Source organism: Streptomyces sp. URMC 123, assembly GCF_051386515.1.
Classification (GTDB): domain Bacteria; phylum Actinomycetota; class Actinomycetes; order Streptomycetales; family Streptomycetaceae; genus Streptomyces.
This window is the reverse complement of record NZ_JBPQTV010000442.1, coordinates 1-4,303: the sequence shown is the minus strand read 5'-3', so window position 1 is coordinate 4,303 and position 4,303 is coordinate 1. Positions and strand designations below refer to the sequence as shown.

Annotated in this window: 3 protein-coding genes; 1 reads left to right on the top strand and 2 read right to left on the bottom strand. The window is 75.1% G+C overall.

The features are described from left to right. Nucleotides 1-61: 61 nt before the first annotated feature. Both ACSNOD_RS28965 and ACSNOD_RS28960 read right to left on the bottom strand, forming a co-directional pair. Nucleotides 62-877 carry a carbon-nitrogen hydrolase family protein gene (locus ACSNOD_RS28965; protein WP_436770039.1) on the bottom strand — a complete coding sequence of 272 codons (816 nt, stop codon included), beginning with the start codon at nucleotides 875-877 and terminating at the stop codon, nucleotides 62-64. A 570-nt stretch (nucleotides 878-1,447) separates the two neighbouring features. Then, entirely contained in the window at nucleotides 1,448-1,900 is a 453-nt protein-coding gene (locus ACSNOD_RS28960) for an Lrp/AsnC family transcriptional regulator (protein WP_436770038.1), read from the bottom strand. A 703-nt stretch (nucleotides 1,901-2,603) separates the two neighbouring features. Here ACSNOD_RS28960 and ACSNOD_RS28955 point away from each other — a divergent pair. Continuing rightward, nucleotides 2,604-4,303, top strand: a 1,700-nt coding sequence (locus ACSNOD_RS28955) for an ATP-binding protein (protein WP_436770037.1), incomplete at its 3' end; no start/stop codon positions are given.

Here is a 4,303-nt window from a genome sequence, read left to right as displayed (position 1 = left end):
CTCGGGGTGGTCGGCGGCGGTGCCGACGGGGGTGGCCGGGGTGGCCGGTCGACCGGGGCGCTCAGTCGGCCGGGGCGGTGGCGAGCGAGCGGTAGAGCTCGGGGCGCCGATCACCCAGATAGGTGTTCTCCGCACGGGATGCCGTGAGGAGGCGCGGGTCGGCGTCGCCGACCACCAGGTCGGGGCCGGTGCCGGCGCGGGCCCTGGCGGTGCCGTCGGGCGCGGCCAGGCAGCTCAGCCCGGCGAAGTGGAAGTCGCCCTCGGGGCCGGTGCGGTTGGCGTAGGCGATGTAGAGCTGGCTCTCCCAGGCACGGGCGGGCACCAGGGTCTGCGCCACGATCTCGTACGGGCGCATCAGCGCGGTGGGCACGAGCAGCAGCTCGGTGCCGGCCAGCGCGTGGGCCCGCACGGCCTCCGGGAACTCGACGTCGTAGCAGATCAGCATGCCGATCCGGACGCCGTCGAGCTCGGCCTGGACGACCGGCTCGTCGCCCGGGGTGAAGTGGGCGTTCTCGTACTCGCCGAACAGGTGCGCCTTGCGGTAGTTGGCGAGCCGCGTGCCGTCGGAGTCGATCAGCTGGACGGAGTTGAAGATCCGCTCGCCGTCGCGCTCGGGGTAGCCGTAGGCGATGGCGAGGCCGTGCTCGGCGGCGATCGCCGCGATGGCGCGGGCGCCGGGGCCGTCGGCCGGCTCGGCGTGCTCGGGCAGTGCGTCACCCAGGGCGTAGCCGGTCAGATACAGCTCGGCGGTGAGCAGCAGCCGGGCGCCGGAGGCGGCGGCGCGGTGCGCGGCGTCCGCCAGGGCGGCGAGGCTGTCGTCGGTGGACCGGGGAACGCCGCCGGGGCCTTGGTGGAGCGCGATGCGCAGCGGCGCCATGGGACCTCACGGACTGTTCGGGCGGGAGTTCGACGGGACGCATTGACCGTACGATCCGGGCGGGTGGCGGTACAAGCGGCGTCCGTTGCGCAGCGATGAACGATCCGTTGCGTGATCAGGGCCCGATCCGGCGATTCGTTGCGTGGGGGCCCGTGATCCCTTCCGGCACCCCCGCCGCGTCCCGGGCCGACGCCTCCGCCGCGTCGCGGGCCACCCTCCCGTACCAGGGCGCGCACCGCGGCGCCGCCCATCCGCTCGGGCGCGAGGCCACGCAGTCGCTGCCCAGCACCATCAGCAGCGACGCCGAGAAGGTGGGCACCGCCCCCACGACCCGGCGGGCGAGCCCGAGCTCGGCGAGGGCCTGGTCGACCGGGCGTGTCCATGGCGGACGCCGGCAGGCCGTGCGCGCTGTCGGTGCGGTTCTCGGAGCTGACCGGGCGGGGCGGCTCGGTCGCCGAGGCGCTGAGGGCGGCCGGGGCGGCGCGCGGTGAGGTGGTGGACGCCTTCGCCACGGCCGCCGCGCACGGCTACCGGGTGGCGGACCCGAGAGCCAGCCCCAGAACCGGGTTCTCAGGCGGGCGAGCCGGAGGTGTAGCGGCGCAGCAGCGGGGAGAGGACCAGCACGGACTTGGTCCGCTCCACGAACGGCTCGCCCGCGATGCGTTCGAGCACCCGCTCGAAGTGCCGCATGTCGGAGGCGAAGATCTGCACGAGGGCGTCCGCCTCGCCGGTCACGGTGGAGGCGGACGCCACCTCGGGGTAGCGGGACAGGCCGCGGTGGATGGCCTCGGGCGAGGTGTTCCGGCGGCAGTAGATCTCGATGAAGCCCTCGGTCTCCCAGCCGAGCGCCGCCGGGTCCACGCGCACGGTGAAGCCGGTGATGGCGCCCTCGGCGCGGAGCCGGTCCACGCGCCGCTTCACGGCGGGCGCGGACAGACCGACCTCGGAGCCGATGTCGGCGTAGCTGCGGCGGGCGTCCTCGGCGAGGGCGTGGACGATGCGCTCGTCGAGATCGTTCAGCATGACCGCACCCCGATCGGTCCGAGGGGTGCCGAACACTGTCGGTCGAGATCGTTCACTGCGTCCACACTGGCTAGCTTCTCGCGTCGGGCAAGGCAAGGCCGCGGATTCGAACTGTCGAGCAGTCCGCCGCGCGGGACACCAGCGTATCCGCAGCCCCGGGGCAACGAGATGTTGACCACTGGAGCGCAACCGGACGGGGCGAGCGGGCGGGAGCCCGGTGCGCGGAGGGGTGACCGACCGGACGAACAGGGGGTCGGGGGCGCGACCGGCGGGGCGAACAGGGGGCCGGGGGCGCGATGGCCGAGGCGAGCGCCGATGGCACGCTCCGGCGCGCGCTCGGAGGCCTCACCACGGGCGCGCACCAGCGCATGGCCCGGATGCGCCCTGGCGCGCGCCCTTATGCTTCCCGCCCGCCCCGGAGGAATATGCCAAGGGACAAGGGAGGACTTCCCGGAGCGTGACGGTCACCACGACGAGCCGCTCCCCCACGACGAGCCCTTCGCCGTCCTGGCCCCCCGCCACGAGCCCTCCCCCGCCACGATTCCATCGCCGCCACGAGACCGCCTTCGCATCGCCATCGACCCGCGCCGCCCCGGCGTTCGACGCCGCGTTCCCAGCCGTACCGCGCACCCGCCCGCCGGGCCCCCGGACCGCCTGGGCGCCGGCTCCCGCCCGCGCCGCGCCTCGGGAAACGGAGTGAGCCATGAGCACCGTCGTCTGCGGGAGACACACCCTCACCTTCCACGGTGCCCTCGGGGCCCGAATAGCGCGGGCCGCGCCGCGGACCACCGCCGAGGGCCCCATCGGCGCCCCGCGCGAAGTCGGCCTGCTACCGCCATTTCTGATGGGGCGTCAGGACGCGGTGGCCCTCGCGCACGCCGCGATCGGGGACCGCCGCCCGGTGAACTTCCACGCCGACTGCGGCTACGGGAAGACCACCCTGCTCCGACATATCGTGGCGCTCGGCGCCGAACACGACCCCTCGGTGGCGCACGCCTACCTCAAGCTCGGCGGCTTCGGCGCGGCCGACCTGCTGCAGCGCCTCGTCACCGAGCTCTACACCGTCGAGGGCGCCGTCCGGCTGACCGCCCAGGAGTGCGCCCAGGTCCTGGGCGGCGCCACCGCGATCGTCGCGCTCGACGACGTCGCCCTCACCCAGGGCCAGCTGGAGTACCTCCGGCGGATCATGCCGGGCTGCGGGCTGGTCCTCGGCTCCGCCGAACCGGTGCTCGCCGACGGCGGCGCGGTCCACGACCTCGCCGGCCTCGCCCGCTCCGCCGGGGTGTCCCTGCTCTCCCGGGAGCTGGGCCGGCTGATCCCGGAGGGCGAGCTGGACGCCGCCCGGGAGCTGGTCGCCGCGATCGGCGGGCAGCCGCTGCGCATCCGGCAGGCCGCGGCCCTCGTCCGCTCGGGCGAGCACTCCCTCGCCACCCTCGCCGCCGTGGCCACCCGCGACCCCGGCGAGCTCGACCGGCTCAGCGTCGACGCGCTCACCGTGGACGAGCGGCGGGTGCTGGCGGTGACCGCGTTCCTCGCCGGGGCGCTGATCCCGCCCGACCTCGCCGGCGTCATGGCCGGCATCGCCTTCGCCGGGGAGAAGCTCGAAGGGCTCTTCCACAAGGGCCTGGTCGAGCACCCGGACGACCGCTTCGGACTGCCGGTGTGCAAGGGCGGCACATACCGGCAGTTGCTCTTCCAGTACTTCTCCCTGGGCTCCTCGGTGCGCGGCCTGACGGAGTGGCTGGCCTCCCCCGAACTGCGCGGGGAGGAGGCCCACTCGGCGCTGGAGGCGGTGGTGGGCCTGCTGGGGTACGCGGCCGGGCGCCGCGAGTGGCAGGCCGTGATCCAGGTCGTACGGGCCGGGGAGCCGGTGCTGTTCGCCCAGGGGTACTGGGACACCTGGGCGAACGCCCTGGACCAGGGCGTCGAGGCGGCGCGCCAGCTGGGGGACACCGTCTCGGAGTCCTACTTCCTCCACCAGAAGGGCACGCTCGCCTACTTCGAGGACAACTCCGGGCGGGCCCGGGAACTCCTGGAGGAGGCGCTGGAGATCCGCGTCCGGCTGGCCGACGAGGACGGCGCCGACCGCACCCGCGAGAACCTCGCCTTCGTCACCCCGGGCGGGCCGTCGTCGCGGTCCTCGCGCCGGGGCGAGCCGCCGACGCCGCCCCGCGACTGGCGCCGCATCCGGCGGGCGGCGGTCTACGCGGCCGTCGGCGTGGTGACGCTGCTGCTCGGCGCCCTGCTGCTCGGCGGGCTGCCGGGCGCCGAGGACACGGCGAAGTCCACCCCCGGCGGGCAGGACAAGAGCGGCTCCGCGGCACCGGGCGGAACCGGGAGCGGCGACAAGGGCACGGACGGCGGCCGGAAGCCCGCCGAGCAGCAGGGCGCCGAGCAGCAGCG